This is a genomic window from Winogradskyella immobilis (assembly GCF_021887715.1).
Lineage (GTDB): Bacteria > Bacteroidota > Bacteroidia > Flavobacteriales > Flavobacteriaceae > Winogradskyella > Winogradskyella immobilis.
In genome coordinates this window covers 73,816-90,057 of the sequence record NZ_JAIQXX010000009.1, presented here as the reverse complement: position 1 = coordinate 90,057, position 16,242 = coordinate 73,816, and the positions used below count along the sequence as shown (strand labels likewise).

The 16,242-nt window shown below is 31.6% G+C and carries 16 protein-coding genes; 5 read left to right on the top strand and 11 right to left on the bottom strand.

All coding sequences use genetic code 11. The features are described from left to right. Positions 1 to 37 precede the first annotated feature (37 nt). The 11 genes from hisG to K8Z87_RS08405 form a co-directional block, all read right to left on the bottom strand. Positions 38 to 895, bottom strand: a complete 858-nt coding sequence (hisG, locus tag K8Z87_RS08455) for an ATP phosphoribosyltransferase (protein ID WP_227477066.1) — start codon at positions 893 to 895, stop codon at positions 38 to 40. A 252-nt stretch (positions 896 to 1,147) separates the two neighbouring features. Then, entirely contained in the window at positions 1,148 to 1,963 is an 816-nt protein-coding gene (locus tag K8Z87_RS08450; protein ID WP_227477065.1) for a prohibitin family protein, read from the bottom strand. 11 nt (positions 1,964 to 1,974) lie between these two features. Next, complete coding sequence (locus K8Z87_RS08445) at positions 1,975 to 4,008, bottom strand: VWA domain-containing protein (RefSeq protein WP_227477064.1); 2,034 nt, start codon at positions 4,006 to 4,008, stop codon at positions 1,975 to 1,977. A gap of 24 nt (positions 4,009 to 4,032) precedes the next feature. Then, positions 4,033 to 4,779, bottom strand: coding sequence for a 3-oxoacyl-[acyl-carrier-protein] reductase (gene fabG / locus K8Z87_RS08440; RefSeq protein ID WP_227477063.1), 747 nt, complete (start codon positions 4,777 to 4,779; stop codon positions 4,033 to 4,035). 136 nt (positions 4,780 to 4,915) lie between these two features. After that, positions 4,916 to 5,788 (bottom strand): succinate--CoA ligase subunit alpha, encoded by an 873-nt coding sequence (gene sucD, locus K8Z87_RS08435; RefSeq protein ID WP_227477062.1) that lies wholly within the window; start codon positions 5,786 to 5,788, stop codon positions 4,916 to 4,918. Between the two features lie 134 nt (positions 5,789 to 5,922). Further along, the gene (locus K8Z87_RS08430) at positions 5,923 to 6,858 is read right to left on the bottom strand and encodes a UDP-3-O-(3-hydroxymyristoyl)glucosamine N-acyltransferase (RefSeq protein WP_227477061.1); all 936 of its coding nucleotides are present in this window, start codon (positions 6,856 to 6,858) and stop codon (positions 5,923 to 5,925) included. A gap of 3 nt (positions 6,859 to 6,861) precedes the next feature. Beyond that, positions 6,862 to 7,428 carry an elongation factor P gene (efp, locus tag K8Z87_RS08425; protein ID WP_227477060.1) on the bottom strand — a complete coding sequence of 189 codons (567 nt, stop codon included), beginning with the start codon at positions 7,426 to 7,428 and terminating at the stop codon, positions 6,862 to 6,864. A 19-nt stretch (positions 7,429 to 7,447) separates the two neighbouring features. After that, positions 7,448 to 8,233, bottom strand: coding sequence for an acyl-ACP--UDP-N-acetylglucosamine O-acyltransferase (lpxA, locus tag K8Z87_RS08420; RefSeq protein WP_227477059.1), 786 nt, complete (start codon positions 8,231 to 8,233; stop codon positions 7,448 to 7,450). Positions 8,234 to 8,235: 2 nt separating this feature from the next. Continuing rightward, on the bottom strand, positions 8,236 to 9,648 hold the full coding sequence (locus K8Z87_RS08415; protein WP_227477058.1) for a bifunctional UDP-3-O-[3-hydroxymyristoyl] N-acetylglucosamine deacetylase/3-hydroxyacyl-ACP dehydratase: 1,413 nt from the start codon (positions 9,646 to 9,648) through the stop codon (positions 8,236 to 8,238). Beyond that, positions 9,635 to 10,663 (bottom strand): UDP-3-O-(3-hydroxymyristoyl)glucosamine N-acyltransferase, encoded by a 1,029-nt coding sequence (lpxD, locus tag K8Z87_RS08410; protein ID WP_227477057.1) that lies wholly within the window; start codon positions 10,661 to 10,663, stop codon positions 9,635 to 9,637. The genes K8Z87_RS08415 and lpxD overlap by 14 nt, the downstream gene beginning before the upstream one ends. 52 nt (positions 10,664 to 10,715) lie before the next feature. Continuing rightward, positions 10,716 to 11,945 (bottom strand): HD domain-containing protein, encoded by a 1,230-nt coding sequence (locus tag K8Z87_RS08405; protein WP_227477056.1) that lies wholly within the window; start codon positions 11,943 to 11,945, stop codon positions 10,716 to 10,718. Between the two features lie 36 nt (positions 11,946 to 11,981). Between K8Z87_RS08405 and porX the strand changes: the two genes are divergently transcribed. The 5 genes from porX (at position 11,982) to K8Z87_RS08380 (ending at position 16,183) form a co-directional block, all read left to right on the top strand. After that, the gene (gene porX, locus K8Z87_RS08400) at positions 11,982 to 13,535 is read left to right on the top strand and encodes a T9SS response regulator signal transducer PorX (protein ID WP_227477055.1); all 1,554 of its coding nucleotides are present in this window, start codon (positions 11,982 to 11,984) and stop codon (positions 13,533 to 13,535) included. A 98-nt stretch (positions 13,536 to 13,633) separates the two neighbouring features. Further along, the gene (tsaE, locus tag K8Z87_RS08395; protein ID WP_227477054.1) at positions 13,634 to 14,092 is read left to right on the top strand and encodes a tRNA (adenosine(37)-N6)-threonylcarbamoyltransferase complex ATPase subunit type 1 TsaE; all 459 of its coding nucleotides are present in this window, start codon (positions 13,634 to 13,636) and stop codon (positions 14,090 to 14,092) included. 161 nt (positions 14,093 to 14,253) lie between these two features. Further along, positions 14,254 to 14,397, top strand: a complete 144-nt coding sequence (locus K8Z87_RS08390) for a hypothetical protein (RefSeq protein WP_227477053.1) — start codon at positions 14,254 to 14,256, stop codon at positions 14,395 to 14,397. Further along, positions 14,360 to 14,893, top strand: a complete 534-nt coding sequence (locus K8Z87_RS08385; protein WP_227477052.1) for a hypothetical protein — start codon at positions 14,360 to 14,362, stop codon at positions 14,891 to 14,893. The genes K8Z87_RS08390 and K8Z87_RS08385 overlap by 38 nt, the downstream gene beginning before the upstream one ends. 96 nt (positions 14,894 to 14,989) lie before the next feature. After that, a complete protein-coding gene (locus K8Z87_RS08380; protein WP_227477051.1) occupies positions 14,990 to 16,183 on the top strand; it encodes an alanine dehydrogenase in 1,194 nt (397 codons plus the stop codon). Positions 16,184 to 16,242: the final 59 nt, after the last annotated feature.

The following is a 16,242-nucleotide window of genomic DNA, read 5'->3' as shown; positions in this document are numbered from 1 at the left end:
TTATCATGTTATGAGATATTGAAACAAATTGAACATACTAAAGCACCATATTTTCAATTGGACAAACTAAAATGCCTTCGGCACCTTTTGCTTTTAATTCATCTATAACTTCCCAAAAATCATTTTTATTAATCACCGAATGTAATGAGCTCCAACCTTCTTTTGCTAAAGGCAATACTGTTGGGCTATTCATTCCTGGTAATATTTTTATAATTTCTTCTAGTTTATCGTTAGGCGCATTAAGTAAAACATATTTATTTGCTCGTCCTTTTAATACCGATTGCAATCTAAACTGTAAGCGATCTATAATGGTCTGGTTTTCTTGAGAAATACGAGGAGAAGTAGCTAAAACAGCTTCAGATTTTAATAAAACTTCTATTTCTTTTAATCCATTTTTAAACAGCGTACTTCCACTAGATACGATATCACAAATGCCATCTGCTAAACCAATATTTGGTGCAATTTCAACTGAGCCGTTAATAATATGTAATTGCGCATCTATACTTGCCTTATCTAAAAATTGATTGACTGTATTTGGATAGGATGTTGCTATACGTTTACCTTCTAAATCTTTTAAAGTTTTTGCAGTAGACGATTTAGGCACCGCAATTGAAACTTTACATTTAGAGAACCCAAGACGTTCTATAATATTGAGGTCATTCCCTTTTTCTATTAATACATTCTCACCTATAATAGCCGCATCTACTACTCCATCTCTTAAATATTGAGGAATATCACCGTTTCTAAGATAGAAGACTTCTAGTGGGAAATTTCTTGCGGATGCTTTAAGTTGATCTTTACCATTATCTATAGATATACCAACTTCCTTTAAAATACGCATGGAGTCTTCATTAAGGCGTCCTGATTTTTGTACTGCGATTTTTAATTTACTCATAATTTTACCGAATTAACGGTTGGTTTAATGTTTAAGACATCATGAATTTTAAAAAATAAAAAACCCATCTGATAACTCAAACGGGTTTTTATATATGTCTTGATTTTATTCAATACATGATCAACTCGCTTGAAAGCTAGTATGAAAATGATGATGTAAATGAATAAAAGTCATGTTTCTTTTTTTGCTGTGCAAAGATCGTAAAAATTAGTGTATAAATCCTAATTCCAACTTATTAAATTTCTGTTAACGTTATTGATTACCAAGAATAATTGGCAATCCGCTCTCACCAGAACCTATAACAATAACTTTACTGTTTGGAGATTCCGCTAATTTTACAGTTGCTTCAATACCTTTATCTTGTAAAATTTTATCTGTTAAAGACGCACTTAAAATACGGTTGGCGTCAGCTTTACCTTGTGCTTCAATAATTACTTTTTCTGCTTCTTTAGCTGCTGTAACCAACCTAAACTCATATTCTAAAGATTCTTGTTCTTGCTTTAATTTACGCTCAATAGCATCTTTAATTGTAGGAGGTAGTGTTACATCTCTTACTAATACTTCATTTAATTGAACATACTGTTTGTCAAGTATCTTTTTAGTTTCTTCATAAATCTCAACTTGAATAGCGTCACGTTTAGTAGAATACAAATCGTCTGGTGTATAACGTCCAATTACACTACGTGCTGCTGAACGTATAGCAGGCTGAATAACACGCTGTAAATAATTTTGACCTAGAGATTGATGAAGATTCCCTAATTCGTCATAAACAGGCTCATACCAAGCTGATGCATCAATCTGAATCTCTAACCCGTTTGATGATAATACTTTCATTTTTTCGAAAAGTTCTTGCTGACGTACTTCATAAACAAATACTTTATTCCAAGGCGCTACAATATGAAAACCTTCACTCATTGGAGGCTCATCAGTAACTACGCCATCTCCAAATGTTTCGAATAATACTCCTGCTTCACCAGAGTCTATAGTTGTTGCTGATTTTGCTATGACAATAACACCTATAATTACTACAATTAAAATTGGTAATCCAATCTTTGGTAACTTTTCCATTTTTTTTAGTTTTAAATTAGTCCGTTATATTTTCTTATAAACCACTCCAAAGATAAGGTTAATGCAATTAAACCAAGAAGGTATTGCCAATCAATTAATGGCATATTACTTTTTGTACTTTTTTGTATTGTTGCAAATCGATTATCATTGAGCAATTTAGACGTTAAAGCCTCTGTTCTATCTATAAAGAAACTTTCGCCTTGACTATTAGTAGCTAATGTTTTAAGTTTTGTCACATCTGCATTTAAAAATTGTTGTTCCACATTGTACTCTAAAATTTTAAATTGACCCGAAATAGAAATAGGCTCGTCCGTGTTTTTAATAGTAAAATTATAATTACCGGGATTAATACCACTTAAATCGATAGAATAGCTTGTGTTTTTTAATAACAATGGTAAACTTTGTATCGATTGGTCATCTTCATTTTTTAAAGTAATCAATAGATTGGCATTAGGATCGAATTCGTAATTTTTATTGAAGAATTGTGCACTAATATTAATGCTTTCATTACCATTATAAAAGGACTTATAATCTGCATTAATACGGTTGCGTTTTTTATTAGAACTTAAATACTGAACAAGCTTTCCTATAAAATTATCGAAATCATTAAAACTCTCAGAGTTTAAAAAAGCTTGTGCTCTCCATCTCCAAATACCTTCACCATTTAAAAGCGCATGTTTTTGTTCATTAATTTCAAATGTACTAAGTAAAGATTCATTTGTTATATTTCCATTTATAGTTTTATACAGAATGGTTTCTTGAGGAACAATAAATGACACTTGACCAAATTCTGAATGCAATGGCGGATAGCTTTCAAAGTCTAAGTTGTTTATTATAAAAGTGCTATAATTAATATTTAAATTGGGTTGATAATCTTCTGTTTGACTCGTAATTTCTTGTTTATAATAATCTTGAGATGTGTTTAATAAGTTCCAATTTGTTGTTTTTCCTGTAATAGTAAATGTATTTAGCTTTAGGCGTTTAATTTCCGTCAAAATTTCTGTAAATGAATTATTAGGCTGAAATAAAATTACTAATTGAAAATCATTTATTTTACTTAAATATTCTGAAGGACTTAAAATGGTTGCGCTACGTTGTTCATTAGTTTCTATAGATTTTTTAAGCGCTCCTAAATCTGGGTGAGAACCTTCAGACACTATAGCTACATTGGTTTTTTGGTCTATAACTTCTACAGCAAAATTTTTAGAATTGTTAATTGTATTTCGTTCATTTGTCAATGGTTCAACTTCTACACGATATGCTTTTACTCCAACATTATTTGCAGGTAAAGTTGTTGTTATAATTTCTGAAGTTTTTGAAGCACTAAATGCTACTGGTTTAGAAAACAAAACAGCATTACCTGAATAAATACGAATTATACTATTTATAGATTCTACTCCATTATAATTTGCAATAATCTCAACAGGAAACTTATTCTTTAAATAAGCAAAACGATTGACATTTAATTGTTGGATACGTAAATCTGAAAATATTATAGTGTCTCCTAATATAACTGGATATATAGGCTGTTTTAATTTTGCAGCGCTGTATTGGTAATCTGATCCAAATGTTTGGTTCCCATCTGTTATAAAAACAATTGGTGAAATGGTATTTTTATAAACTTCGGAATGGCTTTTAAACACCTCGGACAAGTTGGATTGATTTTCATTAAATGTTATAGAATCTATGGTTTTAAAATTTTTTCCGAACGTGTATGAGATTACATTAAAATGGTTCTGTATATCTGTATTAGAAATTAACTGATCATATAAATCTTTTGCTTTCTGATCTTGTTTTAAATATTTTACAGATTCAGAATTGTCTAGTGCAATAACTAAATTAGGTTTTACATCGTAAAAACTTGTAGTTTCAAATTTTGGATTAATTAATAAAATTAAAATTCCGAAAATTGAAATAAACCGCAAAAGCGTTAGTATATAATTAAGTTTTGATTGTCTTTTAGATTTATACATATACTGAAACAGCGCTAATAAAAGCGCCGTAATTCCAGCAATAATTATATAGATAATTGTATCTGTTTGCATTCTTTAAATTACCCTAATTTATAATTAGGTAAGCATTCCTCCATCTACATTTAGTGTCTGACCTGTTACGTATGCACTTAAATCACTCGCCAAGAACACACAGGCGTTAGCAATATCTTCAGGTGAGCCACCACGTTTTAATGGAATGGCATTTCTCCACCCTTTTACGGTATCTTCATCTAGTTTTGCTGTCATTTCTGTTTCTATAAATCCTGGTGCAATAACATTACTTCTAATATTACGAGAGCCTAACTCTAAAGCTACAGATTTAGAAAACCCAATAATTCCGGCTTTAGATGCCGCATAGTTAGTTTGACCAGCATTACCTTTTACGCCAACCACAGAACTCATATTTATAATAGAACCTTTACGCTGCTTTAACATGGTGCGTTGTACAGCTTTGGTCATATTAAAAACAGATTTTAAATTAACTTCTATTACTTTATCAAAATCTTCTTCTCCCATACGCATAAGGAGATTATCTTTTGTTATGCCTGCATTATTTATTAAAATATCTATGCCTCCAAATTCAGTTAAAACATTCTCAGCTAATTGTTGCGCTTCATCAAAACTTGCAGCATTACTCTGATAAGCTTTGGCTTTAATTCCTTGAGCATTTAAATCGTTCTCTAAAGCATTTGCTGCTTCCGCAGAAGAACTATATGTAAAAGCAATGTTTGCACCGTGTTGCGCAAATACCTCTGCTATACCTTTACCAATGCCTCTACTAGCACCAGTTATAATTGCCGTTTTTCCTTCTAATAGTTTCATGTCGTTATATTTATTGTACTATAAAAACTATAGATTTACTATAGTTGATTACTTTCAAATATATGAATTACAAATTGCATCAAATAAAAAAACCTCACAAGATTTTGTAAGGTTTTTAACAATTTTTATAAAAATACTAGCCTATAACTTCAGCTACTTTTTTTCCTATTTCTGCAGGAGAATCTACAACGTAAATTCCACATTCTCTCATAATTCGTTTTTTAGCCTGAGCAGTATCATCACTTCCACCAACAATAGCTCCAGCATGTCCCATTGTACGTCCAGCAGGTGCTGTTTCTCCAGCAATAAATCCTACAATAGGTTTTTTGCTTCCACTGGCTTTATACCAATTTGCAGCATCGGCTTCTAATTGACCACCTATTTCACCTATCATAACAACAGCTTCAGTTTCTGGGTCGTTGATTAATAATTCTACAGCTTCTTTAGTTGTTGTGCCAATAATTGGATCTCCACCAATACCTATTGCTGTGGTAATCCCTAAACCTTGTTTTACGACTTGGTCAGCAGCTTCATAAGTTAATGTTCCTGATTTAGACACAATACCTATTTTACCTTTTTTAAATACAAAACCTGGCATAATTCCTACTTTGGCTTCACCTGGCGTAATTACACCTGGGCAATTAGGACCAATTAATCTACAATCTCTATTTTTTATGTAATCTGATGCTTTTATCATATCTGCAACAGGAATACCTTCTGTTATTGTAATAATAACTTTAATTCCTGCTTCTGCAGCTTCCATAATAGCATCTGCAGCAAATGCTGGCGGCACAAAAATGATTGTTGTATCAGCAGCAACTTTTTCTACAGCTTCAGCAACTGTATTAAAAACTGGACGATCTAAATGGGTTTGCCCACCTTTTCCTGGCGTAACTCCACCTACAACATTTGTTCCATATTCTATCATTTGACCAGCATGAAAAGTACCTTCACTACCAGTAAAACCTTGAACTATAATATTTGAATCTTTATTTACTAAAACGCTCATGTTTTTTAATTTTCATTTAAAGGTGCAAAAGTAAGAGTTTTAAGACTTATTTACGACTGCTTTTTAAAATTTTATTAACGGATATATACTATAGTGAATCGCTTTAACGTCTATTAACACTATAATACAATTCTCTATAAGTTTTTTAACTTTTCTAGAACTTCAGGAATTTTTTTAATTGAAGCTAATTCTTTGTATTTAGTCCTAAAATCTTCAGCAGGAATACCAAAGTAATGTTTTCCTCCTTCTAGGGATTTACTTACTCCAGCTTTTGCAGAAACTATTGCTTTTTTACCAATAGTAATACCACTTGTTATGCCTACTTGGCCCCAAATAGTTACTTCATCCTCTATAATAACACATCCTGCAATTCCTGTTTGTGAAGCTATTAGGCATTTTTTACCTATTACCGTATCATGCCCTATTTGAATTTGATTATCAAGTTTAGAGCCTTCTCCAATTATAGTATCTGCTGTAACGCCTCTGTCTATAGTACATGACGCTCCTATATCGACATTGTCTTTAACAACAACACGACCACTAGATTTTAAGCGGTCATAACCATCCTCACGTTTTTTATAATAAAATGCATTAGCTCCTAATACCACACCTGCGTGTAGTGTTACATTGTCTCCAATAATGCAATCATCGTATATACTAACATTAGAATGTATGGTGCAATTTTTACCAATTTGCACATTATGTCCTATAAATGTATTAGGTTGAATAACCGAGTTTTCGCCTATAACTGCTGTGTCAGAAATTATAGAATTAGAAACCTGAAACGGTTTAAAATGATTGGTCAATGTATTAAAATCTCTAAATGGGTCATCGGATACTAGTAAAGCTTTACCTTCTGGACATTCTACTTCTTTATTAATTAAAATAATTGTAGCAGCAGAATTTAAAGCTTTATTGTAATATTTAGGATGATCTACAAAAACAATGTCACCTGGTGTAACAACATGAATTTCGTTCATGCCTAAAACAGTAAAATCATCAAGTCCAACATAATTAGAGTTAATGATTTCTGCTATTTCTTTTAATGTGTATTGTCTAGGAAATTTCAATGCTTAGTCTTTTACGCGTTCTTTATACGTTCCTTTGTCAGTCTCTATTTTAATTTTATCTCCTTCATTTATAAATAATGGTACATTTACTGAAGCTCCGGTTTCAACAGTCGCAGGCTTAGTTGCATTAGTTGCTGTATTTCCTTTTACGCCAGGTTCTGTATGCGTAACCTCTAAAATAACACTTGCAGGCAAATCTACTGATAACGGAGAGTCATCTTCTGTATTAATTAGTACAGTTACAACTTCACCTTCTTTCATTAAATCTGGTGAATCCAAAACTGCTTTTTGAAGTTGAATTTGAGAATAATCTGAAGTATTCATAAAATGATATGTATCTCCATCATTATATAAATACTGAAACTTATGTGTTTCTACTCTTACTTCTTCAATTTTATGTCCCGCAGAAAAGGTGTTATCAACTACTTTACCTGTAGTAACACTCTTTAATTTTGTTCTTACAAATGCTGGACCTTTACCTGGTTTTACATGTAAAAACTCTATAATTTTGAATATATCATGATTATATCGAATACAAAGTCCGTTTCTAATATCTGATGTGCTTGCCATATACTTATATCTTGTTCTATTAATTTGATTTGAAATATCCTTTCATAATACCTCGATGAGAATTTTTAATAAATTGAAGCACCTCATCGCGTTCTGGTGTCGCTTCCATTTCTGCTTCAATAATCTCTGAAGCTTGTGTATTGTTATAATTTTTTTGATACAATATTCTGTACAAACTTTGAATCTCTCTTATTTTTTCTGTAGTATATCCTCTACGTCTTAATCCTACAGAATTAATTCCTACATACGATAATGGCTCTCTTGCTGCCTTAACATAAGGTGGTACATCTTTTCTTACCAAAGAACCACCTGTTACAAATGCATGATTACCAATAGAACAGAATTGATGTACTGCGGTCATACCTGCTAATACAACATAATCACCTACATTTATGTGACCTGCGAGTGTACTATTATTAGAAAAGATGCAATTGTTACCCACAATACAATCATGTGCTATATGGCAATATGCCATAATTAAACAGTTATTACCAATAACGGTTTTCATTTTATCTGTTGTTCCTCTATTTATTGTAACACATTCTCTAATGGTAACATTATTGCCTATCTCTACAGTAGTATCTTCGTCATTATATTTTAAATCTTGAGGAACAGCAGAAATTACTGCTCCAGGAAAGATATTACAATTTTTTCCAATGCGAGCTCCTTCCATTATGGTAACATTACTACCAATCCATGTTCCTTCTCCTATAGTAACATTGTTATTTATTGTTGTAAAAGGTTCAATAACTACATTCTTAGCTATTTTAGCTCCAGGATGCACGTATGCTAAGGGTTGATTCATTTTTAGTTGTTTTTAACTTTTGCAATTTGCGCCATTATTTCTGCTTCACTTACTAATTTGCCATTAGCATAAGTTTTTGCGTGCATTTGACAGATACCTCTTCTTATAGGTTGCATTAAATCTAATTTAAAGATCAAAGTATCACCAGGTACTACTTGATGTTTGTATTTTACATTATCTATTTTTAGTAAATAAGTAAGGTAATTCTCTGGATCTGGCACTGTGCTTAATACTAAAATACCTCCTGTTTGTGCCATTGCTTCTATTTGTAGAACACCAGGCATTACTGGAGCTCCAGGAAAATGTCCAACAAAAAATGGTTCATTCATTGTTACATTTTTAATACCTATAACATGAGTATCGGATAATTCGAAAATTTTGTCAACCAATAAAAATGGAGGTCGATGCGGTAACATTGACATTATTTTATTGATATCCATTAATGGTTTAGCATTTAAATCTACAATTGGTACATTATTGCGCCTTTCGTTCTTAATGATTTTACTCATTTTTTTTGCGAATTGTGTATTCACAAAATGACCTGGTTTATTTGCAATAACTTTTCCTTGAATTCTTGTGCCTATTAATGCTAAATCTCCAATAACATCGAGTAATTTGTGTCTTGCAGCTTCATTAGGGTAATGCAATGTTAAATTGTCTAAAATACCATTTGGTTTAACTGCAATACTATCTTTGTTGAAAGCTATTTTAAGTTTGTCAACTGTTTCTGGTGAAATTTCTTTATCAACATATACAATAGCATTATTAAGATCACCACCTTTTATTAATCCATGCTCTAGAAGCATTTCTAATTCATGTAAAAAGCTAAACGTTCTGGAGTCTGCTATATCGTCTTTAAAATCAGATAAATGATTTAATGTTGCGTTTTGAGTGCCTAGAACTTTAGTACCAAAATCTACCATAGTAGTAATTTGGTATTCTTTTGATGGCATTACTATAATTTCGCTACCCGTTTCTTCATCTGTATATGAAACTATATCATTAATAACAAATACTTCTCTAAATGCAGATTGCTCAATAACATTAGCTGACTCTATAGCTTCAATAAAAAACTTAGAAGAACCATCCATTATTGGAGGTTCAGATGCATCTAATTCTACAATAGCATTATCGATATCTAAGCCTACTAAAGCAGCTAAAACATGTTCGCATGTTTGTATGGTTACACCATTTCTTTCTAGGCAAGTTCCTCTTTGTGTATTTGTTACATAATTAGCATCAGCAGCAATTATAGGGCTACCTTCTAAATCGACACGTTTAAATGAAAACCCTGAGTTTTCAGGCGCAGGTTTAAATGTTAATGTAACTTGGGCTCCTGTATGAAGGCCAACACCTTTTAGTGTTGCTTCATTTTCAATGGTTTTCTGTTTAAATTCTGTTTTAACTATTCCCATTTATTTTCTTTTCTAAATCATTAACAGTTTTAACAATTTTAGGTAAATTTTTAAAGTGTACATATGATTTAACATAATTTCCATAATCAATAGCTGGAGAACCATATAATTTTTCTCCATCTTTTACACGGTGTCCAATACCTGTTTGAGCTTGTACTTTAACTTTATCACCAATTGTTAAGTGTCCAGCAATTCCTACTTGCCCACCAATCATGCAATATTTGCCAATTTTAGTAGAACCTGCAATACCTGTTTGTGCTGCAATAACAGTGTTTTCACCAATTTCTACATTGTGTGCAATTTGAATTTGATTATCTAATTTCACTCCTTTTCTAATGATAGTAGATCCTAAAGTAGCACGATCTATAGTTGTCGCAGAACCTATATCTACATTATCTTCTATAATAACATTGCCTGTTTGAGGTATTTTTTGAAATTCTCCATTTTCATCTGGTGTAAACCCAAAACCATCAGCTCCAATAATAGCACCTGAATTAATAATACAATTATTTCCAACTATCGTTTCTGAATACAATTTAACCCCTGAAAAAACAGTTGTATTGTCTCCAACTTTTACATTATCTCCTATATAGGAATTAGGATAAATTTTTACATTATCCCCTAATACGACATTCTCTCCTAAGTATGAGAAAGCTCCTAAATATACATTTTCACCATAAATTGCTGTGTCTGCTCTAAAACTTGGCTCTTCTATACCTGATTTATTGTTTTTTACTTGATTATAATATTCTAGTAATTTAGAAAATGCTTTATAAGCATCTTCAACTTTTATTAAAGTAGTCGTTAAACGTTCTTCAGGTTCGAAATCAGAATTTACTATTGTTATAGATGCCTGAGTTTTATATATGTAGGATTTATACTTAGGATTTGCTAAAAAGGTTAGTGAACCTTGAGTTCCTTCTTCTATCTTAGCTAGTTTTGATACCTCAATATTGGGGTTACCTATAACTTCTCCTTCTAGTATACCTGCAATTTGCTGCGCCGTGAATTTCAAATGATTAGTTTTATGTCTAAATTTTGGTTGAGACAAAAATAGAAAAAATGTATCACATTTTGTTTTTAGGATAACATATATAATATTTTGTAACCGGTTTACTCAATGCTTTAAAATTTAATTGATCTGAAACCTTAACAATATCTTTAATTTTCCCCGTTTTTAATAGAATGTTTATGTGTTGTTTTTTAATTTGATATGCTTGGTTTGAAATACTTCCTTTAAATACAAAATAATCTGCTTCATACTTAGTAATGCCATATTTTACAATTAAAGCTTGAGAATGACCTTCTAAATCTGAAGTTTTTATAGGTTTATTCTTTAATTTAATTTTCAACAAATCTCTGTTAATAATCATTTCGCACAAATTTCTTAGTACGAAATCTTCATGGTATTGCCATGATTTCATTGCTGAGATAATATCATAATCGTCTAACTTTGAAAACACCTCTAAGCTATCCATTGTAAAGTTTTCGGAATTTATATCTGTATTCAAAAAGTATTGTAATGGTTCGCTAGCAGTGAGTAAAACACCCATATTACTCAATTCTTTTGCACGTTTTAGCACTCTAGTTAATAATTGCTCTGCCACTAAACCTGTTTTATGTAGATAAACCTGCCAATACATTAAACGTCTAGCTACCAAAAACTTTTCAATACTATAAATCCCTTTTTCTTCTACTACAATCTCGTCATTAACAACATTGAGCATTGTTATTAAACGTTCACTATTTATATTGCCTTCAGCTACTCCAGTATAAAAACTATCACGTTTTAAATAATCTGCTCTATCCATGTCTAGCTGACTAGAAATTAATTGGTACATGAATTTTCTGTGATATTCTCCTTTAAATATCTTTATAGCTAAAGTTAAACTTCCGTTAAACTCTTCATTAAGCTTCTCCATAAAATGAAGCGAAATCGTTTCGTGAGATATTCCATTTACAATACTATGCTCCATAGCATGAGAAAATGGACCATGACCTATATCATGCAAAAGTATAGCTATATAAAGCGCAACTTCTTCGTCTTCAGAAATATTAACTCCCTTAAAACGAAGCACATTTACTGTCTTCTGCATTAAATGCATACATCCTAAAGCATGATGAAATCTTGTATGATGTGCACCAGGATAAACTAAGTAAGATAAGCCCATTTGACTTATTCGACGTAGTCTTTGAAAATATTTATGCGCTATAAGGTCAAAAATTAAAGCATTTGGAATGGTAATAAAACCGTAAATTGGGTCGTTAAATATTTTAAGTTTGTTATTTAATGGCAAACCGCATCATTTTTATTAATCAGAAAACAAATATACATGAACCAAATAAATATTCTTTGGGTTGACGATGAAATCGATTTACTAAAACCGCATATCTTATTTTTAGAACAAAAACAATATGCCGTTACTAAATGTCAAAGCGGAACTGAAGCTTTAGAAATATTAGATGACACCAATTTTGACATCGTGTTCTTAGATGAAAACATGCCAGGATTAACTGGTCTTGAAACATTGCACGAAATTAAAGAACGTCGACCAAACCTTCCTGTGGTAATGATAACTAAAAGTGAAGAAGAATATATTATGGAAGAAGCCATTGGAAGTAAAATTGCAGATTATTTAATTAAGCCTGTAAATCCTAATCAGATTTTATTGAGCTTAAAAAAGAATTTAGATCATTCGCGTTTAGTGTCTGAAAAAACCACTTCTAATTACCAACAAGAGTTCAGAAAAATTGCAATGGATTTATCTATGGTAAATACCTATGAAGAATGGGCAGAATTGTACCAAAAACTAATTTATTGGGAGCTAGAACTTGAAGATATTGAAGATGTAGGTATGACTGATATTTTAGAGTCTCAAAAGACAGAAGCTAATATGCAATTTGGAAAGTTTATAGAAAAAAATTATTCCGATTGGTTTGGGCCTAATGTTGATGCTCCTTTAATGTCTCATAATTTATTTAAAGAAAAAGTCGTTCCAGAATTAAGTGATAAACAGCCAACACTATTAATAGTTATTGACAATTTAAGATATGATCAATGGCGTGCTTTTGAACCTATTGTCAATAATTATTATAAAAAAGCATCAGAGTCTTCATTCTATAGCATCTTACCAACTGCCACACAGTATGCGAGAAATGCTATTTTCTCAGGCTTAATGCCTTCGGATATGGAAAAGTTATATCCTCAATTCTGGAAAAATGACACTGACGAAGGTGGTAAAAATATGCATGAAGATGATTTTTTAAAAGCACAATTAAAACGTTTAGGCTTAACTCATATTAAGCATGAGTATCATAAAATCACTAATTTAAGAGCTGGTAAAAAGTTAGTTGATAATTTTAGAAGCCTAAAAGATAATGACCTTAATGTTATTGTCTACAATTTTGTAGACATGTTATCACATTCTAAAACTGAAATGGAAGTGGTTAAAGAATTAGCTTCTAATGATAAAGCTTATCGTTCATTAACACAAAGTTGGTTTAAAAACTCTCCACTATTAGAAATGATACAATTAGGTCAACAACTAGGTTTTAAGTTAATATTAACTACAGATCATGGTACCATTAATGTAAAAGCTCCTTCTAAAGTTATAGGAGATAGAGACACCAGTTTAAACTTACGCTATAAAACAGGTAGAAGTCTAACCTATCAAGACAAAGATGTATTGGCTATTAAAGAGCCTAAATCGGTACATCTACCATCATTAAGCATGAGTAGCTCTTTTATTTTTGCTAAAGGCGACTTGTTTTTAGCCTATCCAAATAATTTTAATCATTATGTCAGTTATTATAGAAATACCTACCAACATGGAGGTGTTTCATTAGAAGAAATGATTATTCCTTTTGTGGTTTTAGACCCTAAATAACATCCGTGTAAAGCATAAAAATCCGATGAAATACACTTTTTTCTTGGTTTTATAGATTATTATGTGTACTATTGTATTATAATTAATTCATAAATTAGTTGAAGACTGTAGAATATACATATCAATTAGAACAAATAGACGCAATCGCAGTTGAAGTTTTAGAGCAATTAAATTCTAAAACAGTATTGTTCTATGGTACTATGGGAGCTGGAAAAACTACTTTTATCAACGCTTTATTAAAAGCGATGAAAAGTGAGGATGTTGCCACGAGCCCAACGTTTTCAATTGTAAATGAATATAATATACCAAACGACAAAGTTTTTCATTTTGATTTCTACAGAATAGAATCCATAGACGAAGCTTATAACTTTGGTATAGAAGATTATTTAGATAGTAAACATTGGTTATTTATGGAATGGCCAGAGCGCATAGAACCTTTATTACCAGATAATGCGCAAACTATTACTATTGAAACAAATAACGATAATACAAGATCCCTCAAATTAACTATAAATAAAAACAATTTAACCGAACAATATGCCGAAAACAGTCTATAGATTCTAGAAAAATCTAACAACATTCACCGAAACAAAGTAGTGCTAGTACGGAAAAACCGTAATTGCAAACTCAAAATTCATCGGATTTTAACACAAATGCATTTTGCACCTTCTAAGTTGCACTATACATTTGTAGTATAATTAATTAAATCCCTTGAATTATGAAAAGCAAAAAATTAATCCTAGCAATGGCTATTTTCGGAGGAATGTTATTTACTGTTTCAGCAACTAACATTATTGACTTAGATGGACAAGCTATTAACAAAGTTGACAAAAGAAAAATCAAAATCGCTAAATGGGGATAAAACCTCATATAATCGAAAGATTTTAAATGGGAGTATCATTGCTACAATAGTAGCGGGTATTCCTTTTTTATTTTACATATATGAATATGTGCCAGACACAAAAACATGGGTTACATGGTTTGGCGTATATGATAGCAATTATTATGAAAGTGCTAATGTTGGTGTTTGGGTTTTAATGATGAAGTTAGTTCCTTTATTACTTTCTTTAATTTGGTTTTTTACATGCAAACATTGGTGGTACCATGTGTTAATAATTCCTATTGCCATGTTTTCTATACAAACCATTGGGGCATTTAGTGATACAATAATATTTATTGATGAACTCCACATTATTTGGTTATTGCCATTTATGGCTTTAGTAATTCCTTCTGTTTATCTTATAAGAGCAAAGATGTTTAATAAAATAAACTATGCTGATAAAACAATGGAAGAACTTGAGGCTGAGTTTATGATAAAACCAAAAGGCATTTGGAACAATGTAAAGCAATATTTTTAAACTAAACTTTTATTAGAGCTATTCAAATTTTATTTGTAATTTGAGTTATTAAACCAATATGTTTTAAGTAACTTTATTACTTATAAAATCAACTCAATGCCTAATTCACCTTTTACCAAAGCGCAATTATTACCTCAAGAAGAAACATTAGAAATCCTTAAACAAAAAGGAGAACTTTTTATAGGCATCCCTAAAGAAACGCATTTTCAAGAAAAACGCGTGTGTTTAACGCCAGATGCGGTTTCTGCATTAACAGCTAATGGACATCGTGTAATGATAGAGTCTGGCGCTGGTATAGGTTCTAATTTTAACGATAAAGAATATAGTGACGCTGGTGCTGAAGTCACTAAAGATTCTGCAAAAGTATATTCATGCCCCATTATTCTTAAAGTAGAACCACCTTCAATAGACGAAATTTCTCTTATTAATCCGCAAACCATATTAATTTCTGCATTACAATTAAAAACGCAAAGCAAGGCCTATTTTGAAGCTTTAGCTAAAAAGCGTATCACTGCTTTAGCTTTTGAATTTATTAAAGACGATGATGGCGCGTATCCTGCGGTACGTTGTCTTAGTGAAATTGCTGGTACAGCTTCTATTCTTATTGCTTCTGAGTTACTATCTAATGTCAATGGTGGCAATGGGTTAATGCTTGGTAATATTAGTGGTGTACCGCCAACCGAAGTGGTTATTCTTGGAGCTGGTACTGTTGGAGAGTTTGCTGCACGCTCGGCCATTGGTCTTGGAGCTAACGTAAAAGTATTTGACAATTCTATTACGAAACTACGTTGTGTACAGTCTAACTTAAACCAGACGATATATACATCAACCATGCAGCCTAAAAACTTATTGAAAGCTTTAAAACGTTGCGATGTGGCTATTGGTGCCATAAGAGGAAATAATAGAGCACCTGTTGTGGTTACAAAACCCATGGTAGAACAAATGAAACCGGGTTCAGTAGTTATCGATGTTAGTATTGATATGGGAGGTTGTTTTGAGAGTAGTGAAGTTACCACACATGATCACCCAACTTTTGAATATAATGGAGTAACTCATTATTGTGTGCCTAATATTCCTGCGCGTTACTCAAGATCGGCTTCGGTATCTATAAGTAACATTTTCACTCCTTATCTTTTAGAAATTGGCGAAAATGGCGGTATTGAAAACACATTACGTTTTGATAAAGGTCTAAGAAATGGCTTGTATTTTTATCATGGCATCTTAACCAACAAATCTGTTGCCGATTGGTTTGGCTTAGATTTTAGCGACGCTAATTTATTGATTTTTTAGAACCAAATTCCTTAGCTAAATAGTATCTTTGTGCTTTGTTTAATTAAAAATAGATTCCT